Annotated in this window: 15 protein-coding genes and 3 pseudogenes; 6 read left to right on the plus strand and 12 right to left on the minus strand. The window is 70.6% G+C overall.

The features are described 5' to 3' along the window. Positions 1-77: 77 nt before the first annotated feature. Positions 78-269 (plus strand): annotated as a pseudogene (locus NFX44_RS29570) (IS5/IS1182 family transposase); the annotation flags it as partial. Between the two features lie 158 nt (positions 270-427). Here NFX44_RS29570 and NFX44_RS29575 read toward each other — a convergent pair. After that, positions 428-1,012, minus strand: coding sequence for an isoprenylcysteine carboxylmethyltransferase family protein (locus NFX44_RS29575; RefSeq protein ID WP_262286889.1), 585 nt, complete (start codon positions 1,010-1,012; stop codon positions 428-430). A gap of 97 nt (positions 1,013-1,109) precedes the next feature. Between NFX44_RS29575 and NFX44_RS29580 the strand changes: the two are divergent. Continuing rightward, positions 1,110-1,181: pseudogene (locus NFX44_RS29580) on the plus strand (DUF1737 domain-containing protein); the annotation flags it as partial. Positions 1,182-1,451: 270 nt separating this feature from the next. Here NFX44_RS29580 and NFX44_RS29585 read toward each other — a convergent pair. The 10 genes from NFX44_RS29585 to NFX44_RS29630 all read right to left on the minus strand — a co-directional run bounded on the left by NFX44_RS29585 (position 1,452) and on the right by NFX44_RS29630 (position 12,386). After that, a complete protein-coding gene (locus NFX44_RS29585; protein ID WP_262286890.1) occupies positions 1,452-2,219 on the minus strand; it encodes an SDR family NAD(P)-dependent oxidoreductase in 768 nt (255 codons plus the stop codon). Between the two features lie 76 nt (positions 2,220-2,295). Then, entirely contained in the window at positions 2,296-3,747 is a 1,452-nt protein-coding gene (locus NFX44_RS29590) for an aldehyde dehydrogenase family protein (RefSeq protein ID WP_262286891.1), read from the minus strand. Beyond that, on the minus strand, positions 3,744-4,787 hold the full coding sequence (locus NFX44_RS29595) for a P1 family peptidase (RefSeq protein WP_262286892.1): 1,044 nt from the start codon (positions 4,785-4,787) through the stop codon (positions 3,744-3,746). The genes NFX44_RS29590 and NFX44_RS29595 overlap by 4 nt, the downstream gene beginning before the upstream one ends. 8 nt (positions 4,788-4,795) lie before the next feature. Beyond that, complete coding sequence (locus NFX44_RS29600) at positions 4,796-6,025, minus strand: M20 family metallopeptidase (RefSeq protein ID WP_262286893.1); 1,230 nt, start codon at positions 6,023-6,025, stop codon at positions 4,796-4,798. Continuing rightward, a complete protein-coding gene (locus NFX44_RS29605; RefSeq protein WP_262286894.1) occupies positions 6,022-6,936 on the minus strand; it encodes an ATP-binding cassette domain-containing protein in 915 nt (304 codons plus the stop codon). The genes NFX44_RS29600 and NFX44_RS29605 overlap by 4 nt, the downstream gene beginning before the upstream one ends. Beyond that, positions 6,933-7,937, minus strand: a complete 1,005-nt coding sequence (locus tag NFX44_RS29610) for an ABC transporter ATP-binding protein (RefSeq protein ID WP_262286895.1) — start codon at positions 7,935-7,937, stop codon at positions 6,933-6,935. Before NFX44_RS29610 ends, NFX44_RS29605 begins: the two co-directional genes overlap by 4 nt. Then, a complete protein-coding gene (locus tag NFX44_RS29615) occupies positions 7,934-8,806 on the minus strand; it encodes an ABC transporter permease (RefSeq protein ID WP_262286896.1) in 873 nt (290 codons plus the stop codon). The genes NFX44_RS29610 and NFX44_RS29615 overlap by 4 nt, the downstream gene beginning before the upstream one ends. Further along, a complete protein-coding gene (locus tag NFX44_RS29620; RefSeq protein WP_262286897.1) occupies positions 8,803-9,750 on the minus strand; it encodes an ABC transporter permease in 948 nt (315 codons plus the stop codon). The genes NFX44_RS29615 and NFX44_RS29620 overlap by 4 nt, the downstream gene beginning before the upstream one ends. A 4-nt stretch (positions 9,751-9,754) precedes the next feature. Next, entirely contained in the window at positions 9,755-11,266 is a 1,512-nt protein-coding gene (locus tag NFX44_RS29625) for an ABC transporter substrate-binding protein (RefSeq protein ID WP_262286898.1), read from the minus strand. A gap of 67 nt (positions 11,267-11,333) precedes the next feature. Beyond that, positions 11,334-12,386 carry an isocitrate/isopropylmalate dehydrogenase family protein gene (locus NFX44_RS29630; RefSeq protein ID WP_262286899.1) on the minus strand — a complete coding sequence of 351 codons (1,053 nt, stop codon included), beginning with the start codon at positions 12,384-12,386 and terminating at the stop codon, positions 11,334-11,336. 215 nt (positions 12,387-12,601) lie between these two features. Between NFX44_RS29630 and NFX44_RS29635 the strand changes: the two genes are divergently transcribed. The 3 genes from NFX44_RS29635 to NFX44_RS29645 all read left to right on the plus strand — a co-directional run bounded on the left by NFX44_RS29635 (position 12,602) and on the right by NFX44_RS29645 (position 16,878). Then, complete coding sequence (locus NFX44_RS29635) at positions 12,602-14,038, plus strand: P1 family peptidase (protein WP_262286900.1); 1,437 nt, start codon at positions 12,602-12,604, stop codon at positions 14,036-14,038. Positions 14,039-14,280: 242 nt separating this feature from the next. Further along, positions 14,281-14,979, plus strand: a complete 699-nt coding sequence (locus NFX44_RS29640) for a FadR/GntR family transcriptional regulator (RefSeq protein ID WP_262286901.1) — start codon at positions 14,281-14,283, stop codon at positions 14,977-14,979. Between the two features lie 438 nt (positions 14,980-15,417). Then, positions 15,418-16,878, plus strand: a complete 1,461-nt coding sequence (locus tag NFX44_RS29645) for an SDR family oxidoreductase (RefSeq protein WP_262286902.1) — start codon at positions 15,418-15,420, stop codon at positions 16,876-16,878. 574 nt (positions 16,879-17,452) lie between these two features. On the opposite strand, the pseudogene NFX44_RS29650 reads toward NFX44_RS29645, so the two are convergent. Beyond that, positions 17,453-17,693: pseudogene (locus NFX44_RS29650) on the minus strand (response regulator transcription factor); the annotation flags it as partial. Here NFX44_RS29650 and NFX44_RS29655 point away from each other — a divergent pair. Further along, positions 17,686-17,976 carry a hypothetical protein gene (locus NFX44_RS29655; protein WP_262286928.1) on the plus strand — a complete coding sequence of 97 codons (291 nt, stop codon included), beginning with the start codon at positions 17,686-17,688 and terminating at the stop codon, positions 17,974-17,976. The pseudogene NFX44_RS29650 and the gene NFX44_RS29655 overlap by 8 nt on opposite strands. The last annotated feature ends 233 nt before the right edge of the window (positions 17,977-18,209 follow it).

Consider the following 18,209-nt stretch of genomic DNA (forward strand, 5'->3'; position numbering starts at 1 on the left):
GGCCGACCACCAGGGCCGGCGCTGCGCGGCGGGCAGGTTGGCGGCGACCCGGTCGAGGAAGGCACAGACCTCGCCGCGTCATCGCCGACCGGGCCTACACCTTCCGGGGCAACCGCGACCACCTGCGCCGGCGCGGAATCAAGGCATGCATGCCGAGTAAGGTCGACCAGGACGCCCACCGGCGCAACAAAGGATCCCGCGGCGGCCGGCCACGGTCGTTCGTCCCACAGGTCTACCAACAGCGTCACGCCGTGGAGTGCGGCATCGCCTGCCGTCGTGGGGAGCGCCGAACTGGACGAGTTGACCGTCCCGGACGCCGGCGCGCTGCGTGGTTGTCGGCCAACCACGCCACGTCGCCCGGTGTCAGGCTCGCCCTGACGTTAAGTCGGGTTGATATTGCAAGGTTGTTTGCGACCGACTCCGGAAGTCACCAGACATGGGGAATGAGGCGAGCACGGTCTGCTGCAAAGTCTCGGTAGCGGTCGCCGAGCGCAGCAATCAGGGCGCGCTCCTCGCCCCGAAGCCGATAGATGAGAGCGATCGAGATTACGACCACCCCACCGGCAGTGCCGACCCAGTTCCCCAGCATCAGGCCGCATCCGGCGAAGGCGAGCAGCAGGCCCGTGTAGCTCGGGTGCCGCAACACCCGGTACGGGCCGCTGTCCACGACGGGCTGGTCTTCACTGGTCTTCACCACTACGGTGAAGTACTTTCCCAAGGTCACGAAGGCCCACCAACGCAGCAGCAGGCCGAGCCACCCGATCACCACCCCGAGCGAGAACAGCCACGGCCCGCCGATCGTGGCGCCGGGTGTGACCGCTCGTCCGGCAGGTAGCAGCAGGATTCCACCGAAGAACATCGCCCGGAAAAGTGTCTCCGCCCGCAGATTGATACGGGTCGCGCCGTGCCGTACGCGGAACGCCTGCGGAGCCTCGCCCACCACGAAGGCACCGACGCTCGCGGCCAGGACGATACGAGCCCAGGCGGAGTGTTCTCCATACGGCGCGAGCACACGGGAATTATCGCCCGGCCCCGAGGCGGGGGCTATACGCCCCAGCCACAGCGGGCGTACGTGAACCCGTTCGCCGGGTGCGGGCTACCGGCTTGTCACCGGACCCGATGACGCCGACTTCTGCGCCCGCGTCAGCGGCCTCCTTCACCAGGGATACCGGCTTTACGGCTCACCCGCGCAGCTCGGCCATCGTGCGGTGGGCCGGTGCGCCGGCGTCAAGGGCGTTCGGCGGGCGGCGACGCCGGCGTGCTCTGACCGGCGGCGCGGTGCTGCAGCACGGTATGGCCGTCCTTGCGCAACTCGAGGACCATCCGGGCAGCCTGATCGACCACGAAGTGCGGCTGCGCGTTGGCTCCCGGCTGGCCGAGCAACCACGCCGCGACTCGGTCAACTACCCGGGGATCTCCAGCGCCGCGAATGGGCCGTCGCCTCAGCAGGTTCAGTTGGGAGGCTCGAAACGGCCGTCGATTGCGGTCCATCCGCCGTCCACGATCAGGCAGGCGCCGGTGACGAAACTCGCGGCGTCGCTGGCGAGATAGACCACAGCACCCGCCATCTCCTCCGGTCGTGCCCAGCGCCCGAGTGCGCTCTTGGCGGCGTATGCGTCGTACCACTCCGGATTGGCCTTGATCTGCGCCGTGAGGGGCGTCTCCACGACACCGGGGGCGACCGCGTTGACCCGGACACCGCGCGGCCCGAGTTCGGCGGCGGCGGTCCGCAGCAGCTGCACCAGACCGGACTTCGTCGCCGCGTAGACGCCCTGACCTGGTTCCACCGTGTAGGCGCGGATGGAGGAAAAGCCGATGATGCTGCCCCTACCTCGCTCCGCCATCCCGGCGCCGAACGCCCTGACCAGCGCGAAGGAGGCGGCAAGGTTGAGCCCGACGACCCGGTCGAACTCCTCCTGCGTGTAGTCCAGCAGACGCTTACGGACGTTCGTGGCGGCGGTGAACACCAAGACATCCACATCGCCCAGGTCAGCCGCGGCCAGGGACACTGCCGAAGGATCCAGAACATCCAGAACGTACGGGGAACCGTCGGCCATCTGGGCGGTCAGGGCGGCGGATTCAGCGTCGCGATCGGCGCAGATGACCTCGGCACCGTGCGCCGTCAGCGCCCGGGCGCACTCGCGGCCGATGCCGCTGCCGGCGCCAACCACCACAGCCCTTCGACCGTCGAGCCGGAACAGCTTTTCGTACGCGGGCATGGCTCACTCCTCATCCTCTTCGGCAGTTGCTCATGGGCAGGCCTCGTGGTGCGCGCCCATGGTGTCGACAGGGGGTTCAGGCCGGCCGGATGATCGCCATCCGGGTCACGGTAAGTTCCTCCACCGCGAAACGGGGACCTTCCCGGCCGATGCCGGAGTCCTTGATCCCGCCGTAGGGCATGTTGTCGGCGCGGAATCCCGGCACCTCGTTCACCACGACCCCGCCCACCTGCAGCCGCTCGACCGCGGCGAAGGCGGTCGCCAGCGACCGGGTGTAGACGCTCGCGTGCAGGCCGTACCTCGATCGGTTGACCACGTCGAACGCGCTGTCGATGTCAGGGACCTCGCGTACGCACACCACCGGGCCGAAGATCTCTTCGTCCCACGCGGCCAAGCCGTCCGGCACGTCGGCGAGGACCGTCGGCCGGAGCATCTGCCCGTCGCCGTCACCGCCTGCCACGATCTTCGCGCCCGCCGCGACGGCCTCGCCGATCCAGTCGCGGACCCGCCGGGTCGACCGCGCGTCGATCAGCGCCGCGACCCGGGTCGCCTCGTCACGCGGGTCGCCCACGGTCACGGCGGAGACCCGATCGGTCAGCAGTCCGAGGAACTCCGCGGCGACCGGCGCCTCCACCAGCACCCGCTGCACTGAGATGCACGCCTGGCCGGAGGCGTAGTAGCCCCCGCGCACCACGGCGTCGGCGGCGGCCGCGAGGTCCGCATCGGCGGCCACCACCAGGGCGGCGTTGGACCCGAGTTCGAGCAGGACCTTGGTCGGTGCGGCCGCCCGGGCGATGGTGTGTCCCACGGCGGCTGACCCGGTGAACGACACGGCTCCCACCCGCCGGTCGGTCACCAGCGTCTCCCCCACGTCCACGCCACCGGTGACGAGCTGCACCGCCTCCGGCGGCAGCCCCACCGCCGCGCCCGCCTCGCGCAGCAGGTGCACCAGCCAGAGCGTGGCAAGTGGCGTCTGCGGCGCGGGCTTGCACACCACCGGGCAGCCGGCCGCGAGGGCTGGCGCGATCTTGTGGGTGGCGAGCAGCAGGGGATAGTTGAACCCGGCGATGCCGACCACCACGCCGATCGGCCGGCGCGTCCAGAACCCGATCAGTCCCTCGCCGGAGGGCAGCAGGTCCAGCGGCACCGTCTCGCCGTGCAGCCGGGCCACCTCCTCGGCCGCGGTCTCCAGCGTCACGAGGGTACGGGCCACCTCCGTCCGGCAGTCGACCAACGGCTTTCCGGTTTCCAGCACGAGCAGTCGCTCGAACTCCTCGCGCCGGGCGGCGAGCGCGTCGCGGGTGTGCAGCAGCGCCGCCCGGCGGACGTGCGAGGGAAGTCGCGCCACCGTGTCGGCACTGGCCACCGCGGCGTCCAGCGCGGTACGCGCCAGCTCGGCGTCGCCGAGCGGTGCCTCGGCGACCGCGGACCCGTCGTACGGGAAACGCACGGGCGCGGTCGGCGCCGGGACCCAACCATCGCCGACCGGCAGGCCGGCCGGGAACGGTGCCTCGGACAGGCTCATCATCGCCTCCATCCCTGAACGGCGCTGGGAAAGACGTCGGCGTACGCGCGGTAACCCCCGGCACTGCCCGCCGCGAGGATGCCGTGGACCACCGCCCGGGCGAACGCGTCCGCGGCCGCGGCGAGCACCGCGTTGAACGCCACCGGGTCGAGGCCCGGACCGGCGCAGGTCGCCAGGGCGAAGACGGTGTCGCCGTCGAACATCGAGTGGACCGGCCGGATGGCGCGGGCCATGCCGTCGTGCCCGATGCCGGCCAGCTTCTGGCACTGGGCCTTGGTGAGCGTCGCGTCGGTCGCCAGGACACCGATCGTCGTGTGGAACGACGCGGCGACGCCGCGGCTGGCGGCCGCCGGCGCTTCGGCAGCCTCCAGGGCAGCGGCACGCTCGCGCTGGTCGGGCGGGCGAACGCCGTCGAACTCGCCGGCCAGGCCGAACCGTGTTCCGTACAGCTCGCCGGTGGCGGGGTCGACGGTCGAGCCGACCGCGTTCACCACGGCCAGCGCACCGACGGTCACGCCGTCCACGACCACGCTGGCCGAGCCGACACCGCCCTTGATGCCACCGGCCACCGCACCGGTGCCCGCCCCGACCGTGCCGAGGGTGACCGGCCCGTCGGTCGCGGCGTCGTAGGCGGCGGCCCCGAAGTCCGGGCCGGGCGTGGCGCGGAAGTCGCCGCCGCGACCGAGGTCGAACAGGACCGCGGCGGGAACGATCGGTACCACCTGGCCCGGCTCGGTGCCGACGGGGAAGCCGATCCCGGCATCCGCTAGGCGGTCCACCACACCGGCGACAGCGGCCAGGCCGTACGCGCTGCCGCCGCCGAGCACGATCGCGTGCACCCGGTCGACCAGGTTTCGCGGGTCGAGCACGTCGGTCTCGTGCGTGCCGGGGCCGCCGCCACGGACGTCGACGCCGGCGACCGCCCCGCCGGGCGGCGCGACCACCACCGTCGTCCCGGTGAGCCAGCCGCCGCCGGTCCGCTGATGGTGACCGGCGCGGACACCCGCGACGTCGGTCAGGGTGTTGCTCGGTCCGGGTCGCATCGGGGCGGTCACCGCCCACCGACCGGGTGGGGCGCGTTGAGGAACCGGCGGGCCGCCTCGGCGTAGACCCTGGTGGAGCGGACGATGTCGGCGAGCTCGACGTACTCGTCGGCCTGATGGGCGATCCACTTGCCGCCGGGCCCGTAGACGACACTCGGCACGCCGCCGCGGGCGGTGAGGATCGTGCCGTCGGTGGTGCCCGGCACTCCCCCGTACGTCGGCTCCTCACCCGTCACGACGGTGTGCGCCTCGGCGAGCGCGGCGACCACCGGGGCGTCGACGGGCGTGTCGACCGGCGGCCGGTCGACCAGGACCGCGACCTCGGCGCGCACCTCCTCGTCCGCCCCCAGCGCCGTGGCGATGCCGCGGACCCGCTCGACCAGGGACGGGTGGTCCACTCCGGGCACGGTGCGGACGTCGATCGCGACGGTCGCGTACGCGGGGATCACGTTGATCTGGTCGAGGTCGCCCGCGGTGGCCACCGTCGGGGTGACGTACGGCAGGCCGAGGTGGGGATGTTCGCCGTGCCGGGACTGGAGTTCCTGCTCCAGCTCGGTCAGTTTCAGCACGAAGGCTCCGGCCGTACGGATGGGGTTGCGGGCGTGCTGCGGCATGGCGCCGTGCGCCATCCGACCGTGGAAGTCCACCCGGAACCGGATCGCCCCCTTGGACACCGGGCAGATTTCGCCGGCCTCGGGTTCGCACACGATCGCCGCGTCGACGTCCGCGGCGAGCCCGGAGTCCACGAAGTGATGGACGCCGAGCATCAGCCCTTCCTCGTCGGCAAGAGCGCACACCTTGATCCGGCCGGGGAACGGCCCGGCCAGCTGCAGGGCGCGGACCGCGTACAGCATGGCCGCCACACCGGCCTTCATGTCCGCGGAGCCACGGCCGTAGAGCCGCCCGTCGCGGATCTCCGCCCCGTACGGGTCGACGGTCCAGGTGTCGAGAGCACCCTCGGTGACGACGTCGGTGTGCCCTTCGAACATGAGGGTCGGCCCGTCGCCACCGCCGCCGTTCACGACGGCCACCACGTTGGGGCGGCCGGGCGCGGCCTCGGAGACGACGGGATCCCAGCCGAACTCGCGCATCTTGGCGGTGACGAGGTCGGCGGCCGGCTGTTCGGACCGGCCGCTGGCGGGGTCGTTGACGCTGGGGATGCGTACCAGAGCCTGGGTGAAGGCGACCACGCCCTCCTCGTCGATGCGGATGGTGTCAACCTGGGCCGAGACGCTCATCGGTGCTGCGGCTCCTTCCGGTCTCTGTCCGCCGCGTGGGCCGCGAGGGCCTGGCGCAGCGTGGGCGCGGCGGCGAGCAGCGCCTGGGTGTAGGGGTGGGTCGGGCGCTCGTAGATGGCGGTGGTGGGGCCGCGTTCGACGATCTCGCCCTCGTGCATCACGACGACCGTGTCGCACAGGTGCCGGACGACCGAGAGGTCGTGGGAGACGAAGACCAGCGTCAGCGAGAAGTCGTCGACGAGGTCCATCAGCAGGTTGAGGATCTGCGCCCGGACCGAGACGTCGAGGGCGCTGACCGGCTCGTCGGCGACCAGGACCTTCGGATGCGGGGAGAGCGCTCGGGCGATCGAGATCCGCTGTCGTTGACCGCCGGAGAACTGGTGCGGGTACCGGTTGGCGGCTGCCGCCGGGAGCCCGACGGCGTCAAGCAGTTCCGCTACCCGGGCCTTGAGGTTCGGGTGGCCGAGCGCCACGAGGGGTTCGCTGACGATGTCACGGACGGTCATGCGGGGGTCGAGTGAGCTCATCGGGTCCTGGAAGACCATCTGCAGGTCACGGCGTAGGAACTTCAGAGACCGGTCCGGCAGCCGGGTGATGTCCCGCCCGGCGAAGCTGATGGAACCGGAGGTCGGGCGGTCCAGCCCGGCGAGGAGCCGGATGAGGGTCGACTTGCCCGAGCCCGACTCGCCCACGATGCCGAGCCGCTGCCCGTAGGCGACGTCGAGGTCGACCCCGCGGAGCGCATCGACCACCGGGCCGGGCCGGGTCAGCGAGCGGCGGGGACGCCGGTAGCGGCGGGTCACCTGCCGGGCGCTGATCACCAGGTCCGGTCCGGTGCTCCCGGTCACCGGCGCCGCGTCAGCGGTGAGGCGGGCGGACTCGGGCGGGCCGATCTGGGGCGTCTCGGTCATCGGTCCTCCCCCACCGGGTGCCAGCAGGCGAACCCCCGCGCGGGGGTGCCGGACCAGTCCGGTGCCCGCTCGCACCGGTCGGTCGCGCTGCCGCACCGGGTGCGGAAGACGCATCCGTCCGGGAACTCGCCGCCGTTGGGCACGGCTCCAGGAATCGTCCGGAGACGGCCGCGCTCGTCGACGACGGTCAGGTCGGAGGCGGCGATCAGACCTTCGGTGTAGCGGTGCCGGGGCGCGGTGAACACGTCGTACACGTCGCCGGTCTCCACCACCCGGCCTCCGTACATGACCAGGACGCGCTGGCAGACCGTGGCCACGACAGCCAGGTCGTGGGTGATGAAGAGCAGCGCGGTGTCCCGCTCGGCGGCCAGCTCCAGGATCAGGTCGAGCATCTGCGCCTGCACCGTGACGTCGAGGGCCGTCGTGGGTTCGTCGCAGATCAGCAGCGCCGGGTCGTTGGCCAGGGCGATCGCGAGCATCACACGCTGGCGCTGGCCGCCGGAGAGCTGATGCGGGAAGGCCCGGGCGGTCGCCCTAGGGTCCGGCAGGCGCACCCTGTCGAGCAGCTCGACCGCCGCCGCGGCCGCCTCGGCCCGGCTCTTTCGCGTGCGGTGCAGCAGCATCACTTCCGCGACCTGGTCGCCGATGCGCATCACCGGATTCAACGCGGTCATCGGTTCCTGGAACACCATGGACACGGTCCTGCCGCGGGCCTTCGCGAGCTGGCGTTCGCCGGTCCGCAGCAGGTTCTCGGGCATTCCGCGCAGGCGGATCGATCCGGTGGCCCGCAGGCCCTCGGGCAGCAGGCCCATCAGCGCCAGCGCGGTCAGGGACTTGCCAGACCCGGACTCACCGATCAACCCCACCCGCTCGCCGCTGCCGATGGTGAGCGAGACGTCCTCCACGAGGGGAACCGGACCTACCCGGATGCCGAGGTCGTCGACCGCCAGCACGGCGTCCGTCGCGGTCCCGGTGCCGGATGCCTGCGCCGTGGCCGTCATCGGTGCTCCCGCAGCTTGGGGTCCAGCCAGTCGCGCAGCCCGTCACCGAGCAGGTTGAAGCCGAGTACGGCGAGGGCGATGGCGACGCCGGGCACGAACGCCAGGCGGGGCGTCGAGAACAGGAGTTCCTGCGACTCCTGGAGCATGCGGCCCCAGGAGGGGGTGGGTGGTCGGGTGCCGAAGCCCAGGAACGAGAGCGCGGCCTCGGCCAGGATGGCGATGGCGAACGACACCGACGCCTGGACGATGAGGATGCTGGCGATGTTCGGCAGCACGTGGCGCAGTGCGATCGCGAGGCGGGAGCGCCCGGCGGCGCGGGCGGCGAGGATGTACTCGGTGTGCATGACGCCGAGGGTCTGGCCGCGGGCGACGCGGGCGAACGCCGGGATCGTCGCGACCCCGATCGCGATCATGGCGGTGAGGGTGCTCGCGCCGAAGACCGCGCCGAGCATGATCGCGAGCAGCAGCGCGGGGAACGCGAAGAGCAGGTCGTTGGCCCGCATGACCACCTCGCTGAGCCAGCCGCCGGCCATGCCGGCGAGGACACCGAGCGGCGTGCCGATGACCGCGGCGACGCCCACCGCCACGATCCCGACGAAGAGCGTCGTGCGGGCACCCACCATCACCTGGCTCGCCACGTCCCGGCCGAACTTGTCCGTGCCGAGGAGAAAACCGTCGCTGAACGCGGGTGCCAGCCGGTGCGCCGCGTCGACGTGCACGGCGTCGTGCGGCGTCCAGACGAACGAGGTCAGGGCGGCCAGCACCACCAGTGCCACCAGAGTGCCGCCGACCATGATGCTGGCGTTGACACGGCGCCATCGCCGGTAGGCGCGGTCCGTGGGGGCGGCAAGGTTGTCGAGTGCGGTCATCGGACCCCCCGCAGTCTCGGGTCGAGCAGGGCGTACAGGACGTCGACCAGGAAGTTGATGCCGAGTACGGCGACGACGAGCACCATGACGGTGCCCTGCACGAGCAGCAGGTCGCGGTTGGCGACACCGTCGAGCAGGAGACTGCCCAGGCCGGGCAGGGTGAAGACCCGCTCCACCACGACGGCCCCGATCAGCAGCGTGGCCAGCTGCAGACCGAGCACGGTGACCACGGGGATCGCGGCGTTGCGCGCGCCGTGCTTCCACAGCGCCCGGTACAGCCCGAGTCCCTTGGCACGGGCGGTACGGATGTAGTCCTCCCGCATGACGTCGAGCACCGCGGATCGGACGTACCGGCTGAGTACCGCGCCCTGCACCAGGCCGAGAGAGAGGGACGGAAGCAGCAGTTGCCGGAACCAGGTGGCCGGGTCCTCTCCCAGCGGGGTGTAGCCACCCGACGGAAGAGCCTGCCAGGTGACGGCGAACAGGAACACCAACAGGATGCCGGCGAGGAACGCCGGCACGGCCACGCCGACCTGGCTGAGCCCGGACAGGAGCAGCCCGCCGACGCTGCGGTGGCGTACCGCGGCGGCGGTGCCGAGCGGCACCGCCACCACGATGGCCATCAGCATCCCGAACAGCACCAGCCAGAGCGTCACGCCCAGCCGGTCCACGATCTGCGGACCGACGCGGTCCGAGGTGACGTAGGAGACGCCGAAGTCACCGGTCGGTAGGCCCGACACCCAGTCCAGGAACTGGGTGGTCAGGGACCGGTCCGTGCCGAACTCGGCGCGTTTGGCCGCCACCGCCTCCGCCGTGGCGTTGACACCCAGCGCGACCTCGGCCGGGTCGCCGGGAAGCACCGCCATGACCGCGAAGACGACGACCGAGGCGACGGCGGTGCTCACGACGAGCACCGCCGCGCGGACCAGCAGGTACAGGCCCATCGGGTCAGGCCTCGGACGGGGACAGCACGCTCAGGTCGAAGGACTCGGACACCACGTTCTTCGGCAGACCGGTCATGCCCTTCTTCGCCACGATGAGGTTCGGGAAGAGGAACAGGAAGTCACCGGCGGCGTCCTCGGAGATGATCCGCGCGGCCTCCTTCATCGCGGCGACCTGCTCGTCCTCCGTGCCGGCGTCGGCTTTGGCGAACAGCTCCTGCACCTTCGGGTTGTTGTAGCGCAGGTAGTAGTCCTTGTTGCCGAAGACGGCGGTGACGTCGCGCGGCTCGACGTGGTTGATGATTGACATGTCGTAGTCGGCCTGCTTGAACACGACGTCCAGCCACCTGGCGGGAAACTCCAGCGGTTCGATGTCCACGGTGATCCCCACCGCGGCGAGCTGCGACTTGACCACCTGGGCCGACGCCACGGCATAGGGCAGGTTGGGGATGCGCATCCGCAGCTTGAGGTTGCTCTGTCCCGCCTGGGTCAGCAGGTCCTTGGCCTTCGCCGGGTCGTGCGGGTACAGGTTGGTCAGGTCCTCATACCAGGGGTCTGTCGGCGGAACCATGGTGCCGATGAGCTGACCCCGCCCGGCCCAGGCGGTGTCCAGCAGCGCCTTGTGGTCGATGGCGTACCGGATCGCCTGGCGGACCCGCTTGTCGTTGAGCGGAGGCTTCGAGTTGTTGAAGCTGAGCACGACCTCGCCGGTCGTCGTGCCCTCGATGACCTCGTACTTCGAGGTGTCGGAGAACTGCTGGATCGACTCGGGGGCCTGGACGGCGGAGATGACGTCGATGCCGCCCGTCAGCAGAGCGTTGTTCAAGGCCGTGGCGTCCTTGAAGTACTTGAGCACGACCTTGTTCACCTTCGGCTTCGTGCCCCAGTAGTTCTCATTGGCCGAGTAGGTGATGGCGTCGCCGCGACGCCACGATTCCAGCTTGTAGGGGCCGGTGCCGACGGGCTTGTTGGCCAGGTCGGCGACCCCGTCCCGGCTGAACATGGCGCCGATCCGAGTGGTCATCTTGTACAGCCAGGAGTTGCTCGGTTTGGCCAGGGTGACGACTGCCGTGGTGTCGTCCTTCTTCTCCACGTTGGCCACGACGTCCATCGCCGACTTCAACGAGACCTTCCAGTCGGTCTTGACGCGGTTGATGCTGAACACGACGTCGTCGGCGGTGAACTTCTTGCCGTTGGTGAAGGTGGCATTGTCGCGTAGGTGGAAGGTGTAGGTCTTGCGGTCGGGGCTGACCTCCCACGACTCGGCGAGCAACGGCACGACCTTGCCGTCCTGGTCGAGTTTGACCAGGCCCTCGTACACGTTGACGAGCAGCGCCTGCGGGATCGCGGCGCCGTCGGTGCTGGTGAAGTCGAGGTTGGCCGGCTCGGCGACGAAGCCGACCGACAGACTCGAGGTGGTGGCGGAATCTCCCGAAGTTCCCGATGAGCATCCCGCGGCGGCAATCGCGAGCGTGACGGTCGCGGTCACCGTCACGAGCCGGGCGAGCGGTCGTGTCACGGCTTTTCTCCTGGTACAGGGGCCGGGCGGGCCGGTCCGGGCTGGCGAGCGGACTGGTGTGACGTGATCACGGTGCGGTGCTGGTCTCCACGACGGCCAGGATCTCCGCCGCGAGTTCCTTCGTGGTGGCGATGCCACCGAGATCGGGGGTGTGCAGGGAAGGATCGCGAAGCGCGGTCGCGACCGCGTCGCGCACGATTCGCCCGGCTGCCGGCAGGCCGACGTGGTCGAAGAGCATGGCTCCGGACAGCATGCACGCGACCGGGTTGGCCACGCCACGCCCGGCGATGTCCGGGGCCGAGCCGTGCACCGGCTCGAAGAGCGCCGGCACGTCGCCCCCTGGCAGCAGATTCGCGCTCGGCGCCATGCCCATGCCGCCGACGAGCGCGGCCGCGAGGTCGGAGAGGATGTCGCCGAACAGGTTGCTGCACAGCAGTACGTCGAGTTCGCGGGGCCGTTGCACGAGCCGGACGGCCATTGCGTCGACCAGCACGTTCTCGCACGCGACGTCGGGGTTTTCCGCCGCCACCTCTGCGACGACGGAGTCCCAGAGCGTGTAGCCGTGGCGAAGAACGTTCGACTTCGTCACCAGGCTCACCCTGCCCCGCCGGGTCCGTGCGAGGTCGAAGGCGTACCGGGCGGCTCGCAGGATGGCTGGCCGCGAGTGGACCGCCACCTCGATGCCGACCTCGTGTGGAGTGGCGGTGTGCGCGCGACCGCCGATGCCGGCGTACTCCCCCTCGGTGTTCTCCCGGACGATGACGAGGTCGATCCCCTCCGGCTCGCGCAGCGCGGTCGTCACGCCGGCCCAGGACTGGACGGGCCGGACGTTGACCGCGAGGTCCAAGGCCTGCCGCACCCCGATGATCAGACCCCAGATCAGTTCGTGGTCCGGCACGTCCGGCCGGCCGACCGCCCCGAACAGCACCGCGGGAAAGTCGCGGAGCACGTCGGCGGCGTCCGCGGGCATCGCTCGTCCGGTACGCAGATACCGGTCGCCGCCCCAGTCGAACTCGACGATGTCCAGCGTCCTGCCGGCGCACCCGGCGGCCGCTCGGAGCACGGGAAGGCTCGCCGAGACCACCTCGGGGCCCACGCCGTCGCCGGGAATCACTGCCACGCGGAGGTCCTGCACGCCGAGCTCTCCGTTCTATGCGGACGCTCTTTACCTTGCCTGGTCTGACCAGTAGCCTCAGTGGACCCCCACGCTCTCACTCGCCCGCAGGGAAGGTCAAGAGCTCAACCCGACGGTCTTCGCCGGAATCGGGGCCCACCGCTGCGGACCCAGGAGCGGATCCGGCACCCACTCCACACAAAGGGGATCTCATGACATCCATGGCTTCGCGGTCCGCCGCACTGCTCGCCGGGGCGCTGATGTTCTCGGTCGTCACCGTCGGCGTTCCCGGTCCCGCCGCGGCGGCGGACACCCCCGGTCTGCCCGGCAGGTACAACGCGATCACCGACGTCCCGGGCATCCACGTCGGCCAGGTCCAGTCCACCCGAGCCCCGTACCTGACCGGCAGCACCGTCGTCTACACCCCCCGCATGTCCGTGACCGGGGTCGACCAGGAAGGCGGCGCGCCGGCCACCAAGGAGACCGACCTGCTCGACCCGCTCAACTCCAACCCCGGCGTCAACGCGGTGATGCTCGGCGGGAGCAGCATGTACGGGCTGTCCGCCACCGACGGCATCATCCGCTGGCTCGAGGAACGCGGCGAGGGCGTCCGCGTGGGCAACGGAGTCGCTCCGATCGTGCCGGCCGCCGACATCTTCGATCTGGGCCGGGGCGGCGACTTCCGCGCCCGCACCACCCCCGCCTGGGGCTGGCTCGCAGCCGAGAACGCCAAGGCGAGCGCCGTCGCACAGGGTGTGGTCGGCGGCGGCACCGGGGCCCGCTCGGGTGGTTTGAAAGGCGGTGTCGGCACGGCCAGCATGGTCCTCGACAACGGCATCGTCGTCGGCGCGATCGTCGTGGTGAACTCGGTCGGGTCCCCGGTCGACCCGCGGGACTGCTCGCTGTTCGCCGCCCGATACGAGGTGGCCGGCGAGTTCCGCGGCCTGGAGACGCCGAAGAAGCAGGAATGCAACCCGCCCGGCGCGTCCGGCGCCAAGGCGGACGAACCGTCGATGAACACCACGATCGCGGTGGTCGCGACCAACGCGCCGCTGGAGAAGGCCGCCGCCGCCCGGATGGCCACCAACGCGCACGACGGCCTTGCCCGGGCGATCAACCCGATCCACACGCTGAGCGACGGCGACACGGTCTTCGCGACCTCGACCGGCGACGGCACCCCGTTGCGCGTCAACGCCGACGGTGGCCAGCTCAACCGCATCTTCAACGCGGCCGCCGATACCCTCACCCGGGCGGTCGGGCACGCGATTCTCAACGCCACCACCGTCGGGACGGCACAGAGCTACTGCGACCGGTATCCCTCGGCGTGCAAGAAGCTCTCCCCACTGCCGGCGGACCAGCGCGGCGCGGCGCCGGAGGTCACGGCCGATTCGCTGGCCGCGGCCGCCGCGAAGGTTTCCGGCGGCACTCCGTCGGTCGGCGGCTCGTCGACCACGGGGCCGGCCGCCCAGTCGAGCGCCCCCGCAGCCGAGGAGAAGAAGACCGACGGATCGCGGCAACCGGTTTCGTTCACCGGCCCCGCCTCTGCCGGCGGCAACGGCCCCTCCCCCTTGCTCGTCAACGGAGGGCTGGCCCTGGTCGGGCTCGCCGGGCTGGCCGGCGGCTTGTTGATCCGACGCCGAGCAGCCACCAGGAGTTGATCCCGACCCGGAGAACGACACTTCGCGGAATCGGCAGGCGCGACCTGACCGTCGCGCCTGCCGAGCGCCGTGGGCGTTACCATTCCCGGGCAGACGGCCGTATTTGGTCGGATCGCTTCGCCCCACCACGGCGATGCCGCTGCATCGCGAGCGCTTCTGCAGACTTTGAAGACGAGGGGTAGCCAGTGGCCCAACGGCCGCGATTTCAGCCGGTCCAACCCGTGCGGGCGTACGAACGGATCGTGCAGCAGATCGAGGAGGCAATCCTCCGCGGTGACCTGCGCCCGGGCGAACGACTGCCGTCCGAGCGCGACCTGGTCCAGCAGTTTTCGGTCAGCCGCGCCACCGTGCGCGAGGCGCTGCGGGTTCTCCAGAGCAATGGCATGGTCCGCTCGCGGGCCGGCGACCCGGCGGGTGCGGAGATCATGCCATTCTCCCCGGCCACCTTGCAGAAGTCGATGACCACTCTGGCCCGACTCTCCGAGCTGACCCTCACCGAGCTTATTCAGTTCCGCATGTTGCTGGATGCGACCGCCAACCTGCTCGCTGCCCAGCTGCGCACAGAGGAGCAGCTCAGCGAGATGGACACAGCGCTGAAGGTGATGCGCGACAGCGTGTCCCTCGGATACGAGGAGTTCAGCCGGGCCGACGTGGCGTTCCACGACGCGGTCGCGAGAGCCAGCGGCAATCGACTGCTCCAGGTCTGCAATCAGGTGGTGCGGTCGGTGGCGCTCACCCTCATCGCCGAGAAGATTGTGCACGCGCTCGACCGCACCGCGCAGATGGAGGAGAGCATCGCCCACCATGCCGAGGTGCTTGAGGCGGTTCGAGCTGGCGACGGCACCGCCGCGGCACGTATCGCGCGCCAGAATCTCTACGACTACTACGCTTCATATGTCCCCGAGAACGAACGGATGTTCCTGCGGGCATTGCTCGATTGACAGCGATCATCCTTGAGTTACCAGCGTAGCGTCGCAGAGGTTCACCTGGGGGCGTCGCCAATCTCGTTCGGATGAGACAACTCAGAGGGTCCGAGATGTCCTCTACCCCCAGCCCCGGGGACGCCTCGGTCCCAGACGACGGCGTGAGTGATCAAGGGGCCGAATGTACTGGGCTTGTGCGGCCTCATCGCAAGCCCGCGGTCTGCGCGTCGGCGCATCCCTGCACCCACTCCGCCCCCACGCGCAAGGCCGAGCCATCCAGCGGCTCCTTTCCACCGTGACCTGCGCATATTCCCTAGCGGGTGTGACCTCGACGTCGCCGACGGCCCCGACCGCGACGCGGGGTGCGTCGGAGGCCCTGCGGTGCGTACAGTTCCGGGTCGGACTTGGGGTGGGCCGGGGAGATCCGGCGCCGGAACGGGATGAGACAGCGACGGCATGGCGGCGGACAAAATTACGGAAACCGGTCAATACGGCATCGATCGGAGCCTGCTCGAGACCTGTCTCAGCGTCTTTGAGGCATTGGAGAACCTGCCTCCCGATCACCCCGACGTGGTGCGGGTGCAGCGGGCCACCGCGAAGTTCTACAAGGTGATCAAGCAGCGGCGACGCGAGGAACGGCGGGATGCCATCGCGGCGGCGGACCGCGCGGTGACGGCGGCCACCGCCACCGGCGCCCCGGGCCGGATCGACGACGAGACCCAGGGCATCCCGCTCGCCTCCCCCACCGTGGGTGCCACGGCGGGCTTCCTCCACAATCCGCGCGGCTGCTACGTCTGCAAGCAGCGCTACCGCGAGGTGGACGCCTTCTACCATCAGCTCTGCCCGCCCTGCGCCGCGCTCAACCGGGAGCGCCGGAACGCCCGCACCGACCTGACCGGCCGGCGCGCGCTGCTCACCGGCGGCCGGGCGAAGATCGGCATGTACATCGCGCTGCGGCTGCTGCGCGACGGCGCGCACACCACGGTGACCACGCGGTTTCCCCACGACGCGGTCCGCCGATTCGCCGCGATGCCAGACAGCGGTGACTGGCTGCACCGCCTGCGAATCGTCGGGATCGACCTGCGCGACCCCGCCCAGGTGATCGCCCTCGCTGACTCGGTCAGCGGCCAGGGACCACTCGACATTTTGATCAACAACGCGGCGCAGACCGTCCGCCGCACGCCCGGGGCGTACTCGCAGCTCGTCGCCGCGGAGGCGGCGGCCCTGCCGGACGGCCCGCTGCCGGAGATGATCACGTTCGCCAAACCGGTCGGCCGGGGCGACCCGACGGGCAGCCTGACCGCCCCGCCGAAGTCGGCCACGATCACCCCGCAGGCGCTCACCGCGTTGGCGCTGACCAGCGGCTCCGCCTCGCCAGAACGCATCGCGGCAGCCACCGCCATCGACGCCGGCGGTCTGGTGCCAGACCTCGACCCGGTCAACAGCTGGGTACAGCGGGTACACGAGGTGAACCCGGTCGAGCTGCTCGAAGTGCAGCTGTGCAACGTGACGGCCCCGTTCGTGCTAGTCAGCCGGCTGCGACCGGCGATGGCCGCAGCGACCGCCCGCCGCAAGTACGTGGTGAACGTGTCGGCGATGGAGGGCCAGTTCGCCCGCGGCTACAAGGGGCCAGGGCACCCGCACACCAACATGGCCAAGGCCGCGCTGAACATGCTGACCCGGACCAGCGCCCAGGAGATGCTGGCCGACGGCATCCTCATGACCAGCGTCGATACCGGCTGGATCACCGACGAGCGGCCCCACCCGACGAAGATGCGACTGGCGGACGCCGGCTTCCACGCCCCGCTGGACCTGGTTGACGGCGCGGCCCGGGTGTACGACCCGATCGTCCGCGGCGAGCAGGGCGAAGACCTTTACGGCTGCTTCCTGAAGGACTACGCGCCCTGCGCTTGGTGATCAGCGCGCCCCCGTCGGCCGCCCAGGCTCAGGCCGACACGGTCAGCACCGTCGCCCGCGTCCACTGCAGGCCCAAGCTGCGGTGGCTCGTGCAGCTCTCTTCATGCCCGGCACGACAAGGGTGATCGACTACGCGGTGGCAGGTCCACTGACGAGGATCGACACGGTCCATGAGCCTGCGCTGGCGGCCCTCCCGCGCGAGGCCGTGGAGATCTGCCGCCTTGTTCGCGATTTCGTCGTCCAGCCGACGGACGCGAAGGGCCTGAGCGCGCCCGACGAGCGGTTCGCCGAGAACCAGCTCCGTCCCGTCAACGGTCTGATCGGCGCCCTGCTCGCCCTCGACGCGGCCCAGCTGACCGTCGCACGCCATCCCTCCCGGCGGGTGATCGGCACGTGCCGGCCTTTCGCCGTGCTCAGCTATGCCTTGCTGCGTTACCGCGGGCTCGCGGCCGGGCCCGCTGCGGGCTGTCGGTGTGTCCGGCGTCGGCGCGAACGATTCCGTAGCGGAAGTGGCGTTCCACCCAGGTGAGTGGAGTGGCGTGCCGCAGCCAGTGGGTGGAGATGTTGTGCACGGCGACAGCTCCTCGATCGCCACCGGCTTCACGAGGTAGTCGTCGGCGCCCGCCTCCAGCGCGGCGACGATGTCGTGGGTGTCGTCCCGGGCGCTCACCACCACGACCGGCACATCATCCTCGCGGCGCAGTTGCCGGATGCACTCGAGGCCGTCGCGGCCGGGCAGCATCAGGTCGACGAGCACGAGCCCGAGATCTGGCCGTTCCGATCCCGTCCATCACCGTTGACGCTCCGGTGCTGGAGGCGGCCCGGGTGTTGGCCGCGCACAATCTCCCCGGTCTGATCGTGGTCGACGGGCGCGGCTGCCCGGTGACCGTGCTGCCCGGCACGCCGGTGCTGCGCCTGGTGATTCCGGGCTACTGCCGGGAGGATCCGACCCTGGCGCGGATGATCGACGAGCCGTCGGCAGACGTGTTCCTGCGCGGCGCCGAGGGGCGTACGGTGGCCGACCTGCTGCCGAAGGAGCACCTTAAGCCGCCGGTGGTCGAACCGCAGGCGACCGTGCTCGAGGTCGCGGCAGTGTGATGGCGCAGAAGCGCAGCCCACTGGTCGCGGTGGCGCAGAAGTGGTGCACGACTGGCCCGTGATGGGCTTGTTGCGTAGATGAGCGACGGCCATCGCGTCGATCCTTCAAGACGACCAAGTCAGAGAAGGAGGGAAGAACGCGATGGCCGCTTCAGAGGGTGTGAACCCTGTTGACGCCGCCGCTTCCACCAGCCGATCATCGAGCGCGGCTCAGTGATCGGGACGCCGGGGGC

The organism is Micromonospora sp. MA102, assembly GCF_025460765.1.
GTDB classification, from domain to species: Bacteria; Actinomycetota; Actinomycetes; order Mycobacteriales; family Micromonosporaceae; genus Micromonospora; species Micromonospora halotolerans.